Genomic DNA, 19,495 nt, shown 5'->3' on the forward strand with positions numbered 1-19,495 from the left:
ATGCCCCTTTTATTAAACTTTTATTGTAAAAGATGAATAGAATGTCATAAACTGTTCCATCCTAATCTTAGATAAATACTAGGAGTTAGGAAGTGTCACAATAACGATGATAAATGACAATCTAGCATCATTACAATTTAAGGAGATGTTTAGGCTTTGGTCGCAGCTCGGTGTCAATCAAAGCTATATTGCTTCAAGCCATGCCTTTTTTAACCATACCCGGGATAAAAAATTAAAGATTATGATTTTGGAATTCATTCAATGTTTAAAAGAGGAAAATAAACAGCTGACATTATTATTAAAGGAAAATGGCGTGCTTGCCCCCACTACAACAATGGTATACAGTAAAATGAAAATGACGGATATACGTGGACAATCCATCATTAATGATAGTGAAATTAGTGCCATTTTATCTATGAATATTGCTTCCTCTTTACTTGCTGTAAGCCAAGCATTGGAATTGTCAGTAAAGAAAAAGCACCTTGCCAAATATGGGCAACTCCATATGCGCTATGCTATACTTGGGTCTAAATTAATTGAACTCAGTAAAATTAAAGGTTGGCTACTAGCACCAGCCCAATAAAAATGGCATGCTGGACGATCTAATCATCCATTATGTTGCACATTATTAAATATAGTGCGTTTTTTTGTAGATTTTAAGCTTGTCATTAAACAATAGCAAAACCACCTACTCGTTATATGTAGGTGGTTTTGACATTCATTCCCCTTCTATCGACTTCTTACAAACAGGAGCTTATACCATTGATTTACGAGGAACGGTAACACGGATAGACTATAAATAAAGCCTAATTGGGCAATTGTTAATGGCGCCACCTCAAAGACCGTTGTAAGCATTGGCATAAACAATACAATGTGCAAGCTTAGGACACCGATTAAAAATGCAATCCATGCATATTTATTCGAAAATACCCCAATCGTAAAGATCGATTGTTTGGCTCTGGAGTTAAAGCCATGCACTAATCTTGATAAACAAAGTGTTGTAAAGGCCATTGTACTTGCCGTTAATGTATCTCCAGTTGATAATCCAATTTGAAAAGCAATGATGGTGGAGATAGCAATTAAAATTCCTTCAAGCACCACCTGTGTCGTAAATGATTTATTTAATAGAGGTGTATGAATATTTCGAGGCTTGTCCTTCATCGTTTTCTTATTATTCGGCTCTAATCCGATTGCGATTGCTGGCAGACTATCTGTTAATAGGTTGATGAATAATAGATGCACAGGCGCAAACGGAACTGGTAAGCCAAGTACTGTGGCATATAGCACTACAAAAATAGCTCCCGCATTTCCTGATAATAAGAACAAAATGGCATTTTTTATATTTGTATAAATACTACGACCATTGGCGATCGCCTTGACAATCGTAGAAAAATTATCGTCTGTTAAAATCATGGACGAGGCATCTTTTGCGACCTCCGTCCCAGTCACTCCCATTGCCACCCCGATATCTGCTTGTTTTAGCGCAGGTCCGTCGTTGACGCCATCCCCCGTCATCGCAACAACATGACCCTTATCCTGCCACGCTTTGACGATACGAATCTTTTGAGCAGGTGTAACACGCGCATATACAGAATAATCATCTATTTTTTCCTGTAATTCTTGATCTGAGAATCTTTCGAGAGCATGTCCTTCAATGGCTTCATCTGGGTTTTTTAAAATCCCAATTTGTTGGGCAATCGCTGTAGCCGTAATTTTATGATCACCAGTAATCATAACTGGCTTAATGCCTGCCTTAATACAATTTTCCACTGCCTCTTTGGACTCTTTTCTTGGAGGGTCCATCATAGCCACTAAGCCGACAAATATTAAATCTTTTTCCACTCTTGTATCAATTGTTTGCTGCGGTAAAACATCTTTGTAGGCAATGGCTATCACACGTAAACCATTCCTCGAAAAATCATGATTGACCGCTTCGATTTTTTGACGATGCTGAGCTGTCATCTCAAAAATGCCTGTTGCCGTTTTTATTCTAGTCACTTTAGGCAAGAGAACATCTAATGCCCCTTTAGTAATCATAACAGGCTTTTTATCTATTTGATTTACAGTACTCATAAGCTTTCGCGCCGAATCAAATGGAATTTCAGCCAGTCTTGGATATTGCTCGCGAATCATCAATTCATCTAAGCCGTACTGCTTCCCTAATTTCACAAGCGCTATTTCTGTCGGATCACCAATTTCCTTGTGATCACGCTCAACAGCATCACTACATAAAAGTGCCTTAACCATCAGCTCTTTTTCCACTGAATTTGTTGGGTTTAGCCAATCATGAGGAATTTTTTTCTGATCGACAAAGACTTCCTGTACAACCATTTTATTTTCTGTTAAGGTACCCGTTTTATCAGAACAAATAACAGATACACTTCCTAAGCTTTCTACCGCATAAAGCTTACGAATAATTGCATTTTCCTTCGCCATCTTCTGTGTGCCAAATGCTAAGACAATCGTAACGATGGAACTCAAAGCCTCAGGAATAGCTGCGACAGCTAGAGATACCGCAAACATAAAGGACTCTACTAACGCTCGTCCACGAATAAGGTCAATTGTAAAAATGGCTAAGCAAATGATTGTAATACCTAATGCTAATTTTTCACCAAATTGATCTAGGCTCATTTGTAAAGGTGTTTTCTTTTCCTTTGCCGTATCGAGTAAATTAGCAATTTTCCCGATTTCAGTCTGCATCCCGATAGCTGTAACCATTACAATCCCTCGTCCATTGGTCACGAAGCTACCTGAATACACCATATTTTTCTTATCCGCAATCGTAACATTGTTTTTTCGAATAGGCTCAGTACTTTTGGCAACGGCAATTGATTCTCCGGTCAGAGAGCTTTCATTGATGTGCAAGTTATGACTTTCCAATAGTCTGCCATCTGCATTGATGTAATCGCCAGCCTCTAACATAAGAAGATCCCCCACCACAATCTCCTCAGAAGGAATTTCCATAAGTTGATTATTACGCATTACTTTAGCAATCGGTGAGGTTAGCGCCTTCAGATTGTCTAAAGATTGTTCAGCTTTAACATGCTGTACCGTGCCTAAAATAGCATTTAGAAAAACAACAATCATGATGACAATTGTACTTTCTACCTCTCCTAGTAGAAAGGAAACGAAGGCAGCGACCAGTAAAATAATGACTAATAAATCTTTGAATTGGCCCATAAAAACAGCCCATGTACTAGTCTTTTTACCTTCCTCTAATACGTTATAGCCATAGACTTGTTGCCTCTTTTGAACGTCCCCATCGGTCAAGCCTTCTGTGGTGACGTTCAATATCTTCATGACTTCAGTAGACGATTGTTGATGATATTCAGTCATAGGGTTCTCCTTCCATTCACAAGATTTAAAGGTTGTATACTATTTTCTGGAAAATAATAGGCACCTTAAAATCTCAAACTCCGTAAGTCTGTGTGAAATTCATTAACTACAACAATCTATTCGATAGATAACTAGAGTATGATAATAAACTAGTAAGAAATTAATTTTTAAAGAGAAAACTCAAATAGATTCACTTAGACAAAAAAAAGCACTGGGAATGGCTTACTTTCCCAATGCTTATAAATGCAGTTATGATTGTATGGGTCTCTCTTTATGAGCCACTAATAAGTAATCTAAGGCACTCATGCGCGTAAGTTTGTGCGTGAACTTAATGGCATCAGCATGAGAGGCAAATGTAAAGTGTTCGAGTTCGTCTGTTGGTATATAATGATCGACTGTTTTCCGAGTCAATTTTCGTACAGATAATGTGTGTGAATCCTCTTCATATAATATGATAGCACCTACATTTCTATAAAAAGTTTGATCAATCGTTGCGATGACTTTGACATTTTGAAAATCGGTTAAATCTACTTGCATCTATTACCAACCTCCTCTATCCTTACATTCGCTATCAGGCTGCTATTATCCTGCTATAGCAGGATCGTTTTTTGGATAATTTCACCAATTATGATGAATGATGTTGCGCTGATGAATAATCCGGAGAATGCTCTTGTGAGACAGGTGCTCTTTTAATGGAGAAAATAGCACATCCTAAAGCACAGAGAACTAATAGAGTTCCGAAACTTGCTAAGTGCATGACAGATCCAGTAAAGGCAAATACGGCACCACCCAGCGCTGAGCCGATGGAAATCCCGATTTGGAGCGCAGCGGTATTTAAGCTTTGCTGTATATCGGATGATTGAGGATCTGCTTGAATTAAATAATTTTGTAATGGCGGTGTTAAAGCCCAACTTAATGCTCCCCATAAAACAGTAAACAGTAAAAAGACCGGTAAGGCAATGACTGTATAAGGGATACTGAACAAGACAAGCGCAAATGTAGAGACGATTAGAATAAGGGCTTTACTTGTCCCAATTTTATCGCTCACCCAGCCACCTACAGCATTACCGCTAACAGAGGCAATACCAAAGATTAAGTAACAAATACTAATCCATGAGGCATTCATATCAAAGGCTTCCACTAAAAAAGGCGTTAAATATGCGTAGAGCATATAATGACCTGCTAGCATAAACAAAGTCGTTAATTGCGCTGTAAGGATTTTTAAATTCGCCAATGATTTCATTTGCTTCCTCAGTGGTACAACTTCCCCGATTGGCATTTTGTCTAATAACAAAGCTATTAAAACCATTGAGATTGTTGAAAGAATACTAATGCCTAAAAATACGGCTCTCCAACCGAAAGCTTCTGTAATAAATATCCCCATTGGCACACCGATAACAAGTGCAGAACTTACGCCCATAAAAACAAGCCCCAATGCTTTGGCACGGTGTCTAGGCTCTACAATTCTCGTTGTAATCGTTAATGATAGCACGATGACTAATGCTGTACTCATCGCTGTAAAAATTCGGGCAATTAGAACAACGGTGAACGTTGTACTAAAGAAGGTCATCAAATTACCTAATGTAAAAATAAATAAGGATATAAGGAATAAGCGTTTCCGTTCTACCTTAGCTGTCAAAGATAGTAGAACGGGCGCGGAAATCGCATAAACAAGTGCAAAAATAGTGATTAATTGCCCTGCTGTTGCTAAAGAAACATTCAAATCCTCTGCAATATTTGGTAGGATTCCACCTACGATTAATTCAACTAAACCTACTGCAAAGGTAGTCACCGCAAGAATATAAACTCTCCAATTCATTGTAATCTCCCTTTCGTTACATTTCATTTTTATAGGAGATCTTTCAACAGCCTTGATACCTCTGTGTCCAGATTTTGCAGACATATGTCTGAGGTTCATGAGCTTAATTCAGCAGACATTTCTATATCAACATAGGCTGCATCAAAATAAAAAATCCTGACTACAAAAATGAAACAAAATTTTGTAGTCAGGATTTTATGGTTCCTGGTAGAGACCCTCAATCCATATTATTGAGGTTATACAGTTCAAATATTTACTTTAGCTATAGTAGCACATGAAAAATTTATTGACAATACCTTTTTTTCATAGAATCTATTTCATAAAAATTTCGATACTCGAGAGAAAATTTCGATTTTCTGCTTATATTTTAATGAATTTGACCATACATAATAACATACAATAACTATTTTACGAGGTGATTGTTTGCGAATAGTAGGATTTGTATGCTATTTTTTATTACTATTTTATGGTGTTGAATTAGTAGCCGAAGAGCTCACAATCGAAGAAACAGCTCTTAACATGAGAAGTTATCAAACCCCTATTAAAGAAACCGTTGAAAATTCAATGATTTGTGTTTATTATCCCTCTTATAAAATATGTAAAGATGTAACATCCAATAAAGAGAAAGAGGCCACTTTTTAAGTAGCCTCTTAATCATTTCTTATTTTGAGCCAACGTGAAAATGCTTAAATGGATAGACGATTAATTTCGACTCCCCATAAACAGCATCCTCTGAAATTAAACCATAATGGCGACTATCACTACTTTTTAGGCGATTGTCTCCAAGCACAAAATACATGCCTTTTGGTACCTCTTTTTCATTGACTAATTGCTCTAATGTAAAGTTTTCAGTAATGCGTAATTGGTTAGGATCATCTGTTTCACGATTGACGTAATTTTCTTTGTAGGCTTTGCCATTCACATACAATACATCATCTTTCATTTCCACTTTATCACCTGGTACACCGATGACACGTTTAATATATAATTCATCTTCTACAGGTGATTGGAAAACAATTTGATCGAATCGCTCGATTTTACTTGTTTTACTTACAATTATAATATCTTTATCATGGTAGGTCGGGTACATCGATGCCCCTTGTACTTTAATGGGCGCAAATAAAAATTGCTTACAGCCAAACACGACAATTGCTGTAATGACAATAATTTTGATGTAAGATAGTATTTCTTTTTTAAAGTTTGTTGTTTTTTCCTCTTGCATGTTCATTCCCCGATACTGTTTTTTTAATAGTATAACATTTTCTACACTTCATTGACGAATGAATCACGCAAATTGTTTCATTCTCCATAAAAAATAGACAATGCTACTATGTAGCATTGTCTAGAAATATCTGATTTTGTTCAATTGACAATTAAGAATGGTTAGATTGTGGGGCAACCTGTTGCTGCTCGTTCAATAAATCTACTGCTAATACGATACCCACTGGTAATGCAATTGCTAATAAAATTGTGCCTATAATCATCACAATCACTCCTTTTAACCATTTCTAATGTCAGTATACAACGAATTTTCTGACATTTCAAGAAATATAGATAAATGATTAACGTCAAAAAAATCATTCACCTAGGCATGCACCCTACATGAATGATTTTTTATGCACTACATAAACAATTTTAAACATAATACTTGTAGGCCTCTAATAGTTGATCGGACTGGATTTCTTCGCGTTTTACGTTTAGGTACATAGCTTTGCATGCAATGATTAAGAGCCGTATACCTAAGGACCTGGGTCCTCCCATTCATTCATCTCCCTCCCTTCATGGCCAAAAATTTCACATATATGTTATCACTTGTAGTAAGCAAAAGCTTACTTGCTTTGTAAATGGTTTTTTAGATCGGCTTGTATTTTTTGAAGCTCTTCCTCGTTCGGAATGTAGTACCAAATGCGGTTAATCCTTTCACCATCACCCTGTTCAAACGATAATTGCTCAATACCCTTATCCATTTTCTTATAAATACCCTGAAGCTGAATAAGCTCTTTTACAGAGAAATTCATGCGAACATTATCGCCTAAAACCGTCAGCATATCTGTTGCCTTTAATAATGTAGACGGAGTTGAGGCCTTTTTCATAACCGCTTCAATAATTTGTCGTTGTCGAATTTGACGTCCAAAATCTCCTCGTGGATCTTCATAACGAATACGGGAAAAAATAAGTGCTTCATTACCATCTAATGTGATTTCTCCTTTTGGGTAATGATATTCGTCATAGGTTAACTCCATATCATTGTTAATTGTCACGCCACCAAGCGTATCTATAATTTGTAAAAAGCCCTCCATATTAATAAACACATAGTAATCAATCGGTATATTTAGAAAGTTTTCTACCGTATCTACAGCCATTGGAACGCCACCAAAAGCATAGGCATGATTAATTTTATCAACGGTATCATGACCGACAATTTCTGTACGAGTATCACGGGGAATACTAAGCATTTTCATTGTTTGCTTTTCCGGATTCACAGTAATCACAATCATCGTATCAGAACGTCCACTATCATCTTTTCGTTCATCTACGCCGAGCATCAGAACCGAGAAAGGTTCTTTTTTAATCACTGTTTTTTCTTCTAGCTGTGCTGCATCTGTTGTTTGTAAAAGTGGTGTATTAATTTTGTTCATTGTTTTTTGGATGGTAAAGTAGGCAGTTCCTATAAAAATTAAAAAAATAGTTAGTAGGCTACCAACGATCCACAGCCATAATTTTTTCTTGCTCTTTTTCTCTTTAGAGCGTTTCATGTTTTTTTCCATACGTTAGTCCTCTCTTGCTTAACAATTTTGCCCCTCTTTTTGACGTATTAAGTTGGAAAAAAGTTTATCTAGTCTACTTATATGCATATTAGACGAAAAAAAGACGTACACTAGTATTTACTTTATTTACCTCAAACTATTCCCACATTTGTTATTTCATTTCCTTTTCTATTGTATGTTTCTCCGCTTTAATAAATTGAAAATTCATTATTGTTGATTTATACTATTTTTAAGATACAACGTCTCTATATTAGAAACGTTATACCGACTTATTATTGCTTACCTTTAGGAGGAATCGCCCTATGTTTCAAACAAGAAGAGAGAAGTTAGTTTCCCGTATGCAGCAGCAGCACGTGGATATAGCTATTTTGGTACCAGGGCCAAATATGCATTATTTTACTGGTCTTCATCTAAAGCAAAGTGAACGGCTAACATTTGCTGTTATAACGGCTACTCATGATTTATATTTTCTTTTGCCACAAGTAGAACTAAATAAAGTTGATCTTAGCAATGGTGGTGTTATTTTATCCTATTCTGATGAGGAAGGGCCTACACAGGTGATTCAGCGACTAAAAAAGGAAATGGGAACATTGCAGTCCATTGGTGTAGAATTTGACACTATGCGTGTCCATGAACAGAAATCGATTGAAATGCTTACATATGAAAACTTATCTGATATTGGCGAGTCCATTCGCGAATTACGCATGAAAAAAGATCAACAAGAACTAGCCTATATGCGGCAGGCTGTACAAATTGTCGAGGAAAGTCTTGCAGCTACTTTACCGACGATTCAAGTGGGTGTGACAGAAATGGAAGTAGCAGCTCAATTGGAATATGAAATGAGACGTCGTGGATCAGAAGGAACACCTTTTGGCACTATCGTTGCTTCAGGTTATCGTGGTGCACTCCCACATGGCAGAGCAAGCACTAAAAAAATAGAAGCAGGCGAATTCATTGTCATTGATTTTGGTGCTATTTATAAGGGCTATGTGGCTGATATGACTAGAACAGTAGCTTTAGGAGATGTATCTCCAACGTTACAAAACATGTATAGCCTTGTTAAACAAGCCAATGAAGCAGCAATAGACGCTATTAAGCCAGGGACGACTGCCCAAAGCCTAGATAGCATTGCAAGAGAAATTATTCGGGATGGTGGTTATGGTGGCTATTTCACACATCGACTTGGTCATGGCATTGGTTTGAGCGCTCACGAAGAACCTTACTTAATGCAACGTAACTCACTAGTGTTAGAAGAAGGCATGACATTTACTGTGGAGCCTGGAATTTATATACAGGATGTTGCTGGGGTTCGGGTTGAGGATAATCTCATAGTTACGAACAATGGTTACGAGAATTTAATGACCTTTTCAAAAGAACTAATCATTTTATAAGGCTGGTGAATGCAATGATGGATATAATGACCATTCAAAAGGATATGCCCCTGTTAGAGCAATATATATATTTGAATACAGCTGCCGCTTCGGCCATTCCTCAGCCTGTAGTGAATGTTATGACAAGTTATCTTCAAAAACAGGCGAGTATCGGCCCTTATTTACCTTCTTTTCGTAAAGAAACGTATGAACAGGTAGAGCAAATTCGGGAAAAAACTGCTTTATTTATCGGTGCCAAAAAAGAGGAAATTGCCTTTGTTCCCAATGGTTCAATGGCTATTAATTATATTTCAGGTGGCATAGATTGGAAATCAGATGATGAGGTGATCGTACTTGATACAGAAATGTTAAGTAATTATGTACCTTGGCTTGCCCTTCAGCAACAAGGAGTTCACTTAAAAGTTTTGAAAACGAATGCGGACTATATGGTGGACTTACAAGAGCTTGAACAGCTCATAACGCCTCGCACAAGATTAATAGCCTTTGCCCATATGTCAAACGCGGCAGGTGCCCTTCAGCCTGCAAGGGAAATCTGTCAGCTTGCCCAGCAATACAGCGTGCTTACGTTAATTAATGCCAATCAAACAGTTGGTTTACTCCCTATTCATGTGGCAGAGCTAGGCTGTGATTTTTTAGTCGCTAGTGGGCGAAAATGGCTACGTGGTCCAGAAGGCTCTGGCTTTTTATATGTACGACAAGCCCTGATTTCAAGCATTACGCCCTTTATGATCGGCTGGGGTAGCACTAACTGGGATTATGAAAACAACGATTACTCATTCGTTGAAACAGCTAAACGTTTTGAGCCAGGCTGTCCTGTCATTCCAAGTATATTAGGGTTAGGGGCGGCCATCGATTACGCAAATACGATTGGTATGCAGCCGATATATCAGCGTGTTCAACAGCTGACGAAGTATTTAATAGAGCAGCTTAAAACGATTCCAGGCATTGTCCTCTATGGCCCACAAAATAGCGAATATCGATTATCGGTTACACCGTTTAATATTGAGGGACTTTCTCCAGATGGTGTCACTAATTTTTTAGCGGATCGAGGCATTATTATAGAAGCTGGAACTTTTATGGCTAATACCATCATGGAGCGCAATCATATTCGTAAAATGGCTCGCTTTTCACCTCATTATTTTAATACATTTAAAGAGATCGATAGGGCGGTATCCAGCATCAAGGAATTCATCGAACTAACCAAAACAAAGGCCCCAGATAGTCATTAACTATCTCGGGCTTTTTTCAACCTTATTCTTGGTACAATTTAAAGCTATATTGATCGAAATATCGTTGAATATTCATCGCGCCGTACTGAAGAACATTGATCATTTCAGGTAGCTTCTCCTCTGTTGGTTTACGATAAATCGGACCCGCAATGGTTAGAGAAGCAATCACTTCTTTTTTGCTATTAAAAAGAGGGACCCCTACCCCAAATACCGAGTGAGAATATTCTCCCGTAGTAAAGCACCAGCCTTGCTGTCGGATTTTCTCTAAATCGGCTAACATTTGATCAGGGTCTGTAATCGTTTCTGGGGTTACTTTTTTCATGCCATGGTCCATAATCTCTTTTTTCTTCTCCTCTGGAAGAAAAGCCATGATTGTTTTACATGATGCCCCGATATGTAATGGGGTGCGTGTGCCAATCGACACAGAAAACTTAATAGTTTGAGAACTCTCTGCAATTTCTACTGTCACGCCATCTGTGCCATCTAGCCATGTTAGAAATACGGATTCCTTAATGGCTTCAGCCAGATTTTTCATAATCGGTAACACAAAATCAGAAAGATTTAATTTGTCCTTTACCATCTGACCGTACTCTAGAAAACGAAGCCCAAGTTCATACTTCTTTGTCTCAGGGTGTTGAATTAGAAAGCCCTGATTTTCAAATGTTGCTAAAATCCTATAAATAATAGAATGGCTAATGTTCATTTCTTTCGCTAATTCTCGAACACCCCATGTAGGATTTTCTTTATTAAAATATTTTAGAACCTCTAATGAGTTATCTAATGTTTTTAATGTCATCTTGCACCTCATATGTCTCTATAATAGAACCGTAATTGTATTATAAAATGAAGGCGGACAATTTTCAATAAATTCAACTATTTTACAAATAGGGGCTACTATTTTTTCTGCAAAGATTAAACACCATTTAGTAGATGACTAGATGTACCTCTTGGCTTACGGTCAATCCTGTTTATGGTATTTGACTAGCCTTGAGGCTATGCATTTTAGCCCGTCTAGTAAGCTAATCAATAAAAAATCAACTCACCCCACCTCTAAAAAATTGATCGAGGTGAGGTGAGTTGATTTGGATAGGTCCTTCTTACATAAAATAAATTTTTAGCTATTCATTTTTATTTTGAATGCCCTGTACTAGCTTCTCTTGAATCTGTAAATACTGGGCAATTTCTGTATCATCTAATACTTCAAATAGTTGTACAAAGACTTCTTTCCCTATAGATTGAGCCTTTGATAAGGCTACTTTTCCCTCATCGGTAATGTCAAGACGAATAGTGCGGCGATCAGCTGGGTCATACAGTCTTTCTGCTAATCCAAGCTTGACTAATTTTTCAGCAATGCTTGTCATTGCTCCTTTTGTATAGCCAATGGTTTCAGCTAATTCTGCCTGTTTTTGAGGGCCTTTAACATGCAGCTCATTTAATACTAAAATCGGTGAAATTCCTAATGGATAAGGAAACGCTTTTGTAAAACGTATAATATTGGCGTTATTCACCTGTTCAATCATATGAATCAGTTTAAAAATACTTGTCTGTTTCAAAAAAATCCTCCTCAAACGCCTAGCATTAATGAAGCATTAATGAACCACCATCTACCATAATCGTTTGACCTGTAATATATTGCGAATCGTCGGAAGCTAAGAAGACAGCTACTCGTCCAATATCCTGCTCAATATTACCAAAACGACCTAGTGGAATTTTACTTCTCACTGCTTCATAATACTCTGGCTGTGCTTTTGCCCATGCTTGTACACCTGGTGAATCTGCAAGTGGGCTAATGATATTAACGTTAATACCAAATCTGCCCCATTCATTTGCAGCAACACGAGAAATGCCTCGGATCGCTTCTTTAGCTGCGGCATAGGCTGCCTGTGTTTCGTGACCTTGAATACCTGCTCCAGATGCAAAGTTAATAATATTACCTAGTGTTTCTTTTAAGTGTGGTAATGCAGCCTGCATTAAATAAAATGTCGGATAAAAACCTGTTCCAAATGATAAGTCCAAATCCGCTTGGGTTGTTTCTTCTATTGTAACTTGTTTCGCAGCATGAGCGTTATTAACTAGCACATCTAGTTTACCGTATTTTTCTACAACTGTATCGATAATTTTTGGTAATTGATCTCGTTCCATTAAATTTGCTTGTAAGAACATAGATTTTGGAGAAATTTGTTGTAAATCTTTCTCCATTGCTTCGCCTGCTTCTGCATTTAAATCAACAATCGTGACAATAGCGCCTTCCTTTGCCATTGCTTTAGCCATACCACTACCAATTCCACCTGCACCACCAGTAATAATAACTACTTTGTTATCTAATTTACCCATTCATACACATCTCCTTCATGTCTATTCGAATATAGTTTAACATTAAACTATTTATTTTTAAACTAAATTACTTCAGATAAATAGCCTATTCTGGAGAAGAGTAATCCAAAATAAGCTTTTCTAAAATTGATCTTTCCTACATGATTGTGCCGATTACTCTTTTCGACCGCTTTATTTCTGATTTGATATTACACCAAATATAGACCCTTTAATGTATGTTTGTCCTTGTAATGACTTCAACTGCTCTGGTGTACCAGTTACTACAGCCCCAGTTATTTTCACATCACTTTTCTCCATGGCTCCATTTTCTCCTACTAAAGCTTGATAAACCTGGTTTGTTTCCCACTCAAAGTTCTTGCTTTTGCGAAGAAGCTCAATATTTCGAATAAAGGTCTCAACCTCGTCGTTTGAAGAACGTCGGGGTTTTGGTTTGGATTGCTCTGATTGGAAGCCGTAAATGTATGGGTCATTGACTGAAATAGTATTCTGTCCTTGCTTAAAAAAATCTAGTGTATCATCTGTATATGCATCCACCCACCACCAATCTACTTGTACTTCAGAAGGAAGCTTGCTTTTAATTTCACCAAAACTATAGGAATCATCAAAAGAAATAGCTAATTCTACTAAAGTATTTTTCTCCAATTGATTCAGTTCACTAATATTATCTTTATAATGGTCGTAAGAAATTTTGGGATGATAAAAAAACATTTCTCGATCACCTGTGTAGTCATTAAACCGTTCGATTTGATAAGTTTCTGCCAGTGATTCTGAACCTTCTATTTGAATGGGGCTAGAAGTGGCAGATCGTGTAAGCGTTCCAAATAGATTATAATTGCTTTTAATAGGCTTCCAAATATATGGCCGATGCTGAACTCCAAGCACCTTATAGGTTGTTGTTGTTATTTTCCCTCCCAACAAATTATCGTCATAAACCTGATTACTAATTTGTACATTGGGCGCACTTATTTCGTTAAATATATGAATATCATCCATTACTTTTTGCGCACTATTTAACGATAAAGTCCTCAGCCCATACCATAATGCTATTAGCACAATGGGTGTAACGACCAATGTAACCCCAATCATTTTGACTGTTGACCAAAACCTTGCCTTTCTCATTATTTTTTTCGTTTTTTTATCATCAAACAAAAATTCTTCTTCTTCTTTATTCATCATGAATATCCTCCTTAAATCGTTCCGTAAATTCTTCTCTAGCACGTCTGACATGCGTTTTTAATGTGTTTTCATTCTTATTCATCAAGGCTGATATTTCCTTGTACGATAATCCCAACTCATATTTCAAGATTAGTAATTCCTGATGCAAAATGGATAACGTTTCTAATGTGTTCTGTATGTCCTTTAATTTTTCTTTTTTTAGCATCTGGATCTCAGGAATATGAATTAATGAAGTCAATTGAACTTCATCTAATTCTGTTGTTGGATGACGTGTTTCTTTTCTCTTGAGATCATAAAATTGATTGGTTGCTACACGATATAACCAACTCATTACTTTGTCTGACTGAATTCCATTTTTATGTAATAAAAATTTATAACATGTATCTTGGATGATATCTTCTGCATCCTCATGGGCTAATCCACGTTTTCTCAAATAACGATATAGCAGAGTTCCTGCTTGCTGTAAAAACGCATTCATTGATTGCTTTACCATGTCCACCTCCCTTCTGCCTATACAACGCAGAACTCCATGAAAAGTTTACATATTACAAAAAGTTCCCATTAAATATTTTAGTTTAATGAAACCAAACAACATTTATTTTCAAATACATACAAGCATCATTTTTATTTGACATGAATATACTGTAGCAGCTAGCTAAATTCACTTTCAGGAAAGGAGTTGTTGAAAATGGGTGCTAAATGGATAAAGCTCTCAGTCTTCTATTTATTGATTGTTTTTGCTTTTGGACTGTTTATGCATTATACTGTTCAACTTCAATGGAAAGCGACGCATGCTCATATTGGTGTGGTAGGTTGGCTGACTACTGGATTCATTGGTTTAATTTATTCGACTTATAAAGATGCTGCGGAAACAGGTCTCGCTAAAGCACAGTTCTGGCTTTACAATATTGGTCTACCATTCCTATTGGTTGGAATGATGATGGTCTATCTAGATGTGCCACGGTGGTTATTTGAGCTATTTGTTTCAGGTGGTGGCATTGCTGTAGCCCTTTCCGTACTGTTATTCTTTGTCAATGTCTTTAAATATGTGAAATAAATAATATGCCCTAATTTAATAGAAGAGAGATTAGACTATAGATCAACTCTAAAATTTTTGAGTTGCCTATAGTCTTTTTTCTTTTTCATGACAATCAAGAGCAGTTAAACTCGTGAAGAAAAGTACCATTCACCTCAGGAGCGTCCTGAAAGAAAATGACAAAAACCATCGAGAGTTAACTTCTCGATGGCTCTTGTCTACGGTCTGACCCGTAAGATTTTATTATCTAGATTATTGTAAGGAATTGGCTTGCATTTGATACATTTTTTCATAAATTCCACCAAGCTCAAGTAATTCATCATGTGTGCCATTCTCGACAATTTCCCCTCGATCTAACACTAAGATTCGATCTGCGTTTTTAATCGTAGAAAGTCGGTGGGCAATAATAAATGTTGTTCGTCCTTTTTTCAGGACATCCATTGCATGCTGAATAATCTCCTCTGTCTCTGTATCAATATTGGATGTTGCTTCATCCAATATTAAAATTGCTGGATCGAAGGCAAGAGCTCTTGCAAAGGAAATGAGCTGACGTTGTCCTGAAGATAGTGTACTTCCCTTCTCGATTACAGGTTCATCATATCCATTTGGTAAATTCGCTAAAACACGTTCTCCTCCAACAGCATTTAAGGAATCCTTAATCTTTTCTGGAGAAATGTTTGGGTTATTTAAGCTCACATTGGAGGCAATGGTTCCCGTGAATAAATACGGGTCTTGAAGTACAATTCCCATATGCTCCCGCATTGTTTGACGAGGGACCGATGTTATATCAACGCCATCAATGGTAATTTTACCTTTCGACGGATCATAAAAGCGGAAAAGTAAGTTCATAATCGAACTTTTCCCTGAGCCTGTATGACCAACTAAGGCGATAGTTTCACCTTGATGTGCCTCGAATGAAAGGTTCTTAAGTACGTATTCATTATCTTTATAAGCAAATGAAACATCCTCGAAAAGCACATTGCCCTTATATCTTGGCAAACTTTTTTCTGAGACAGGCTCACCATCTGTATCTAGCACCTCAAACACACGTTTCCCTGCAATAAGAGAACGCTCAAGCTGAGAAAATTGGTTCACGATATTCGTTATAGGATTAAATAGCTTTGTTAAATAATCGACAAACGCATATAATGTACCCGCTGTAATCACTTCTGTGGCTGTATAGGATTGTGTACCAAAATAGACAATAAAGACTGTAAACATAATCATCCTTAACGTATTCACAAGGTTAAAGGATGTAGCTGAATCAAGAACTAAAAGCTTTCGCTCGTAAGCGTAATGCTCATTATTCATATCATCAAATTCCTTCGTCATTTGTTGCTCACGTCGGAAGGCCTGAATAATGGTCATCCCTTGAATAGATTCATTAATCATGGCATTAATATCAGCAATTTTCGTACGGATAACATCATTATATTTGGAAGCAAATTTTCGATATAAAATCATCCATAAATACACAATAGGAATCATCGTTAAAGCAAGCATTGCCATTTTCCAATTTAAAATAAAGAGTGCTATATAAACTCCAAAGATGGATATGAAGCTCGTCACAAAATTGGAAAGTACCTGTACATATAAATTCCGAACCGCCTCTGTATCATTTGTAACACGTGCAACAATTTTGCCCGCTGGTAAATTGTCAAAGTACTGGATCGGTAATGTTTGAATATGTTCAAACACATCTTTACGTAATTTTTGAACAACCCGATTCGCACCAATTTGTAAGTAAATATACATGAAATAGCGTAATATCGCTGTAGCAATGGCTAATAGTAAATAAACAATTAGTAACCACGTAATCGGTTTGATTTCAATATGACCAATCGTCATGTAATTATCAATAATATGTTTAGCAATAAATGGCCCGACAAGCTCCGTAAAAACGGCGATTGTTAAGAAGAATAAGCCTAGAAAAATAGGCTTTTTAAAATACATTGCATAGCGCATTAAACGTTGACTCGTACTCATGAGGCACCTCCTTCTAGCTGCTGACGGTCAAATTGCTCCTTGTACCATCCTTGTCGTGAAAGAAGTTCCTCATGTGTCCCTTGCTCAACAACTTGCCCATCATCCAACACGATAATAATATCAGCATGTTGAATACCCGATAATCGGTGCGTGGTAATAATCGTTGTTTTCCCATCACGTTCTCGCTGAATATTTTCAATAATTCTAGCTTCTGTCTTCGCGTCAACAGCTGACAGTGAATCATCTAGCATTAAAATTTCAGGATCTTTAATTAATGCGCGAGCAATGGATACACGTTGCTTTTGACCGCCCGAAAGAGATACACCTTTTTCACCTACAAGCGTTTCAAGACCCATTGATAGATTTTCTAAATCCTTTTCAAAATACGCCGCACGTATCGCCTGCTGCAATTCTGCTTGTGTCGCATCTTCTTTCCCGAATAATATATTTTCACGAATAGTCCGTGAGAATAACACATGGTCTTGTGGTACATAGCCAATCCAATCTAGAATCTGCTCCTTCGTTTGAGCAGTAATATCAATGCCGTCAATGGAAAGCTGTCCCTGACCGATTGGATATTCACGTAATAATTGACGGAGGAAGGTTGTTTTCCCCGCGCCTGTCTTTCCAACAATTCCAAGCGTTTGACCCTTTTTCAATGACAATGAAACTTGTTGTAGGTTTTTCACTTGGCTCATTGGATATTGGAATGTTAAATCATCAAAGCCAATTGCTTTAGGTGTCGCAATCATTTGGGGATTCGGAATATTTTGAACATCCGCCTCATAGTTTAACGTTTCCTGCACACGATCGAGTGATGCATTCCCTTGTTGCATGACATTGATCAGCTCTCCAATGGCAAATATTGGCCAAACCGCTAATCCTAAATAAACATTAAAGGTAACAAGTTGCCCAACTGTCATAGCCTCTGTCGCCACTAAATGAGCACCATACCCAAGCGCAACAACATAGCTGATTCCAGTGCCCACTTTAGTAATCGGGCCAAATAAAGCATTAATTTTAGCCGTATGAATATTTTTCTCATAAACGATTTCACTCATATTCGCAAAATTAGCCTCATCCTTTTTTTCCTGCACATAGGCACGCACTACTCGCACACCTGCGACTGATTCAAGGACACTGTCGTTTAATTCCCCAAAAGAATCCTGAGCCTTCATATAACGTTCATGAACAATTTTTCCTAAATATTGAATGAGGATGGCCATAATAGGAACAGGTAGCATGGCGAAGAGTGTTAACTTCCAAGAAATCATATAGCCCATTGCAAAAATAATAAAACCCATATAAATTGTGGAGTCAATCAACGTCATAATCCCAAATCCTGCCGTCGTGGAAACGGCATTTAAGTCATTTGTTGCCCGAGCCATTAAGTCCCCTGTACGATTTTTTTCATAAAAGGTTGGAGTCATACGTAAAAAATGCTGCATCAAATTTCGACGTAAAATTTTTTCAAGGTTAATAGCCCCTTCAAATAGTCGGAATTGCCACACAAAATTTAGCAGATAGCCCCCAATAATAATCCCGACAAAAATAAATACATACTTTGTTAAAATAGCTGGCGTCATTTCCCCTGCAGTCAATATATCAATAATAGAGCCCAGTAAATACGGTGGAACAACTTCTAATCCACTGGCAATCATCAATAGCACAATCGCTACTGTATATTGTTTCCAATATCGTTTAAAGAACCAGCCTAATTTACTTAAAACATCAAACATACATGATAACCTTCTTTCTTCCGTGCTGTTGTGGCATTGCTACCCACTTTCTAGAAATTCCTTTTTGAAAGTCATTCGTCGTACAGTGTTTCTCATAAACATACACTCCTTTTTGGTTTTCACTATAACCTTTTTAGGCACCAAAAAAGACACATACCCCTCCAAAGAGCATGTGTCTCTTATAAAAGGCCGGATCAAATCCATACCTTTATGTGCAATCTTAAATAAGCATTAGGCATGGACAATGTATGTAGCTGTCATTGAATATGATACTGATGAAATTAACATTGTCATGCCCTCCTTTGGTTTATTTGTTATAGTGTTCTTGAAGATTATCACACTATAGAAATAATTGTCAACTATCCCCCAGTTATTTTTTATCATTTTCAGGAAATAGTTAGCGCTTTAAAGCACTAAAATACAATTTTATACCAAAAGCCCAAAAGGAAAGCATGTTCGTCATTTATTACTTTTAACATTACATTATTTTTTAATAGCTTACATTAACCTAAAGACTGAAATGAACTGGTAGTGAGAAAAAGATTGCTACGCGCTATGTCTATATATCATCATTATTTTATTTATTATTATTTAGTTATTTATTAATTAGTAGTGGCGGATTTTCCGTTACTGGTTTAGCCGTTTACGGATAACCCGTAAGCGGTGTTTTTTACATGTATT

18 protein-coding genes and 1 riboswitch are annotated in these 19,495 nt (G+C 37.0%); of the genes, 5 read left to right on the forward strand and 13 right to left on the reverse strand.

Features of this window, described 5'->3' with window-relative positions; genetic code table 11:
• Positions 1-106 precede the first annotated feature (106 nt).
• On the forward strand, positions 107-583 hold the full coding sequence (locus tag B3D94_RS21405; RefSeq protein WP_291760354.1) for a DUF3231 family protein: 477 nt from the start codon (positions 107-109) through the stop codon (positions 581-583).
• A 146-nt stretch (positions 584-729) separates the two neighbouring features.
• On the opposite strand, the gene B3D94_RS21410 is transcribed toward B3D94_RS21405, so the two are convergent.
• From B3D94_RS21410 to B3D94_RS21420, 3 genes are all read right to left on the reverse strand, one after another.
• Complete coding sequence (locus tag B3D94_RS21410) at positions 730-3,336, reverse strand: cation-translocating P-type ATPase (protein ID WP_291760356.1); 2,607 nt, start codon at positions 3,334-3,336, stop codon at positions 730-732.
• 249 nt (positions 3,337-3,585) lie between these two features.
• Positions 3,586-3,873, reverse strand: coding sequence for a hypothetical protein (locus B3D94_RS21415; protein ID WP_193832314.1), 288 nt, complete (start codon positions 3,871-3,873; stop codon positions 3,586-3,588).
• 88 nt (positions 3,874-3,961) lie between these two features.
• Positions 3,962-5,155, reverse strand: coding sequence for an MFS transporter (locus B3D94_RS21420; protein ID WP_291760357.1), 1,194 nt, complete (start codon positions 5,153-5,155; stop codon positions 3,962-3,964).
• A 164-nt stretch (positions 5,156-5,319) separates the two neighbouring features.
• Positions 5,320-5,419, reverse strand: a riboswitch (purine riboswitch).
• A gap of 159 nt (positions 5,420-5,578) precedes the next feature.
• On the opposite strand from B3D94_RS21420, the gene B3D94_RS21425 reads away from it, so the two are divergent.
• Complete coding sequence (locus B3D94_RS21425; protein ID WP_069481728.1) at positions 5,579-5,797, forward strand: hypothetical protein; 219 nt, start codon at positions 5,579-5,581, stop codon at positions 5,795-5,797.
• Between the two features lie 19 nt (positions 5,798-5,816).
• On the opposite strand, the gene lepB is transcribed toward B3D94_RS21425, so the two are convergent.
• The 3 genes from lepB to B3D94_RS21440 all read right to left on the reverse strand — a co-directional run bounded on the left by lepB (position 5,817) and on the right by B3D94_RS21440 (position 7,923).
• Entirely contained in the window at positions 5,817-6,377 is a 561-nt protein-coding gene (gene lepB, locus B3D94_RS21430; RefSeq protein WP_291760358.1) for a signal peptidase I, read from the reverse strand.
• Between the two features lie 151 nt (positions 6,378-6,528).
• Complete coding sequence (locus tag B3D94_RS21435; RefSeq protein WP_008178501.1) at positions 6,529-6,639, reverse strand: hypothetical protein; 111 nt, start codon at positions 6,637-6,639, stop codon at positions 6,529-6,531.
• Positions 6,640-6,984: 345 nt separating this feature from the next.
• Complete coding sequence (locus tag B3D94_RS21440) at positions 6,985-7,923, reverse strand: LCP family protein (protein ID WP_036126598.1); 939 nt, start codon at positions 7,921-7,923, stop codon at positions 6,985-6,987.
• Between the two features lie 302 nt (positions 7,924-8,225).
• Between B3D94_RS21440 and B3D94_RS21445 the strand changes: the two genes are divergently transcribed.
• Both B3D94_RS21445 and B3D94_RS21450 read left to right on the forward strand, forming a co-directional pair.
• Positions 8,226-9,314 carry a M24 family metallopeptidase gene (locus B3D94_RS21445; RefSeq protein ID WP_291760359.1) on the forward strand — a complete coding sequence of 363 codons (1,089 nt, stop codon included), beginning with the start codon at positions 8,226-8,228 and terminating at the stop codon, positions 9,312-9,314.
• Between the two features lie 14 nt (positions 9,315-9,328).
• A complete protein-coding gene (locus tag B3D94_RS21450) occupies positions 9,329-10,543 on the forward strand; it encodes an aminotransferase class V-fold PLP-dependent enzyme (protein ID WP_291760361.1) in 1,215 nt (404 codons plus the stop codon).
• A gap of 22 nt (positions 10,544-10,565) precedes the next feature.
• Here B3D94_RS21450 and B3D94_RS21455 read toward each other — a convergent pair whose 3' ends face one another.
• From B3D94_RS21455 to B3D94_RS21475, 5 genes are all read right to left on the reverse strand, one after another.
• Positions 10,566-11,339 carry an IclR family transcriptional regulator gene (locus B3D94_RS21455; protein ID WP_069481733.1) on the reverse strand — a complete coding sequence of 258 codons (774 nt, stop codon included), beginning with the start codon at positions 11,337-11,339 and terminating at the stop codon, positions 10,566-10,568.
• A 322-nt stretch (positions 11,340-11,661) separates the two neighbouring features.
• The gene (locus B3D94_RS21460; protein ID WP_069481734.1) at positions 11,662-12,096 is read right to left on the reverse strand and encodes a MarR family winged helix-turn-helix transcriptional regulator; all 435 of its coding nucleotides are present in this window, start codon (positions 12,094-12,096) and stop codon (positions 11,662-11,664) included.
• 25 nt (positions 12,097-12,121) lie between these two features.
• Complete coding sequence (locus B3D94_RS21465) at positions 12,122-12,877, reverse strand: SDR family NAD(P)-dependent oxidoreductase (RefSeq protein ID WP_291760363.1); 756 nt, start codon at positions 12,875-12,877, stop codon at positions 12,122-12,124.
• A gap of 171 nt (positions 12,878-13,048) precedes the next feature.
• Complete coding sequence (locus tag B3D94_RS21470) at positions 13,049-14,053, reverse strand: anti sigma factor C-terminal domain-containing protein (protein WP_291760366.1); 1,005 nt, start codon at positions 14,051-14,053, stop codon at positions 13,049-13,051.
• Complete coding sequence (locus B3D94_RS21475; RefSeq protein WP_069481736.1) at positions 14,043-14,546, reverse strand: RNA polymerase sigma factor; 504 nt, start codon at positions 14,544-14,546, stop codon at positions 14,043-14,045. The genes B3D94_RS21470 and B3D94_RS21475 overlap by 11 nt, the downstream gene beginning before the upstream one ends.
• A 195-nt stretch (positions 14,547-14,741) precedes the next feature.
• Here B3D94_RS21475 and B3D94_RS21480 point away from each other — a divergent pair, with 195 nt between their 5' ends.
• Entirely contained in the window at positions 14,742-15,110 is a 369-nt protein-coding gene (locus B3D94_RS21480) for a hypothetical protein (RefSeq protein ID WP_008178511.1), read from the forward strand.
• A 231-nt stretch (positions 15,111-15,341) separates the two neighbouring features.
• Here B3D94_RS21480 and B3D94_RS21485 read toward each other — a convergent pair whose 3' ends face one another.
• Positions 15,342-17,075 carry an ABC transporter ATP-binding protein gene (locus B3D94_RS21485; RefSeq protein WP_069481738.1) on the reverse strand — a complete coding sequence of 578 codons (1,734 nt, stop codon included), beginning with the start codon at positions 17,073-17,075 and terminating at the stop codon, positions 15,342-15,344.
• Positions 17,072-18,814 (reverse strand): ABC transporter ATP-binding protein, encoded by a 1,743-nt coding sequence (locus tag B3D94_RS21490; protein ID WP_291760370.1) that lies wholly within the window; start codon positions 18,812-18,814, stop codon positions 17,072-17,074. Before B3D94_RS21490 ends, B3D94_RS21485 begins: the two co-directional genes overlap by 4 nt.
• Positions 18,815-19,495: the final 681 nt, after the last annotated feature.

The organism is Lysinibacillus sp. UBA5990 (assembly GCF_002429815.1).
Taxonomy (GTDB): domain Bacteria; phylum Bacillota; class Bacilli; order Bacillales_A; family Planococcaceae; genus Lysinibacillus; species Lysinibacillus fusiformis.